This window comes from Mucilaginibacter sp. (genome assembly GCF_036383575.1).
GTDB lineage: Bacteria > Bacteroidota > Bacteroidia > Sphingobacteriales > Sphingobacteriaceae > Mucilaginibacter.
Genome location: NZ_DASVOB010000343.1, coordinates 1 through 2,076, shown reverse-complemented (window position 1 = coordinate 2,076; position 2,076 = coordinate 1). Strand labels below are relative to the sequence as shown.

2 protein-coding genes are annotated in these 2,076 nt (G+C 40.7%); both read left to right on the top strand.

The window, feature by feature from the left end:
- The first annotated feature begins 39 nt into the window (after window positions 1–39).
- Window positions 40–789: a hypothetical protein gene (locus VF500_RS11725; protein ID WP_330859843.1), complete on the top strand. Its 750-nt coding sequence runs from the start codon at window positions 40–42 to the stop codon at window positions 787–789.
- Window positions 790–1,098: 309 nt separating this feature from the next.
- A complete protein-coding gene (locus VF500_RS11720) occupies window positions 1,099–1,944 on the top strand; it encodes a ThuA domain-containing protein (RefSeq protein ID WP_330859842.1) in 846 nt (281 codons plus the stop codon).
- Window positions 1,945–2,076 lie beyond the last annotated feature (132 nt).

Below are 2,076 nucleotides of genomic sequence, written 5' to 3'. Positions count from 1 at the left end.
GTAAGCAAGCGCAAGACGATAACTATAAATACCTGAAGAATGAAACCTATAACCTTATTATCAATCATTGTAATTACAGCGTTAACATTAGCGTCATGTTCAGGTAGTTTTGAGTTGAAGACGTATGATGCTATCAAATCTGCAAAGAAGAAGTTTCCTAATTTAGTTATCTTCGATGGAAAGGAATATGAACTGGTTAGGTGCCTGAGCATATCAGATACTCAAGCAAAAATTCAACTTTTTCAGCCGGCAACGTCGCCGGATAGGCTACAACTAATGCTTGTCATATCAAACAGCAGCAGTCAATTTTACGCAATACCAGTTCCTTCTATAAGGTTTAAAAGCTATTGGGATTTTGTTTATGATACTTCTTCTAAACAGGTAGGTTCCGGAGAAAAAACTTTTGAAACAGAAATCAATAAAGCATTGGATACATTAAAGCTAAATGTTGGTTATGACGGCTCGAAGGTGCTAAATGAAATTTTTGTATCTGTTTTACAAGCTCGCGTGATTAATAAAACTGATTCTGCAAACTTAAAAGTTAGATATCTTAAAAAATCGACCTTCCCCGATTCTTGCGAAATAATTGCCAAACAAAACTATGAGGCCATAGCAAGATCAGCGATACAGGATTCACTGAGATACTTTTACGAAGGCGACGTGTTTCTGAAAGGTCAAAAAATATTTAATATTAATTACCTTCCTTTGAAACAAGGTAAAAAGACATATTATAAAATTGAGGTATACAGACAACCTTGCGTTATAGATGTAGTTCCAATTGAATTGTAATAGTGTATTTCGTCATTCACTCGCGCTCGTTGCAAATGAGCGCAAGAAGAAAAACGATGTCATTGCGAGCGCAGCGCGGCAATCTCGTAGCCAATGCATGTTCGCCCTGTATAGCTACGAGATTGCCACGTCGCCCCGGCGCTTTTCCCATTTCCGCTCCTCGCAATGACATGATTTATTTAGCTTTTGGTCGGTGTTTTTACCACCAGCATCTAACCACCCCTACATCACCTCTCACTACATCGTTTTGTTAACACCATAAAATCAAATCCCTTAGTTTTATACCACAATTATAAACATAGAGATATTATGATCAATCGAACTATGATTAACAGGATGATGCTGTTTGCTGCTCTCACCGTTATGGCTGTTTTTACGGCGGTAAATGTTAACGCTCAAAGCAAAAAGAATTTCAAAGTAATAGCTTTTTACACCGGTCGGAACGATCTGGCACATATCAGCTTTATGCACGAGGCAAACCGTTGGTTTCCTGCTATGGCTAAAAAGTACAATTTTACTTATGACAGCACCAATAACTGGGCTAACATGAACCCTGAGTTTTTAGCCAAATACCAGGTGGTGATATTTTTAGATACCCGTGCCGATAACCCTGAGCAACGAGCAGCTTTTGAGCAATATATGAAAAAGGGTGGTGCCTGGATGGGGTTCCACTTTTCGGCCTTTGCGCTTACACCATCTGATTTTCCGCAAAACTGGGACTGGTACCATAATGAGTTTTTGGGCTCGGGGCAGTATGTAAGCAATACCTGGCATCCAACGCCTGCTATTTTACATGTGGAAGATCCCAATCACCCGGTAACCAAAGGCTTGCCGGTAACTTTTAAAACAAATCCTAACGAGTGGTACCGCTGGGAACATGACCTTCGCAAAAATCCAAATATTGATATCCTGTTAGCGGTCGATTCAACAAGTTTCCCTTTAGGCACAGGCCCAAAACAATACGAGATCTGGCATAGCGGTTACTATCCCGTAGCCTGGACAAACAAAAACTACCGTATGGTTTATTTCAACATTGGTCATAATGCCATGGATTATGATGGCGGCACAAACAAAGAACTTTCCCAAACTTTTGAAAATGCCGATGTGGATAAGCTGATCATCAATTCATTGTTGTGGCTGGGGAGGGGAAAGTAATGTCACCAACCTCCTGAAGAGGAAGTTTTATTTTTACGCAGGTTTAGGCGTCCACGCCAGGATCTTGCCCAGGACGGAGCGTCTACGCTTCCGGTGAAATTGAGTTCGTGAGCGAAGACGTTCACTTTTTGT

Bases quoted from the DNA above. Each gene is read 5' to 3' on its own strand.
- VF500_RS11720 (WP_330859842.1), top strand. From the start codon at position 1,099: ATGATCAATCGAACTATGATTAACAGGATGATGCTGTTTGCTGCTCTC.
- VF500_RS11725 (WP_330859843.1), top strand. From the start codon at position 40: ATGAAACCTATAACCTTATTATCAATCATTGTAATTACAGCGTTAACA.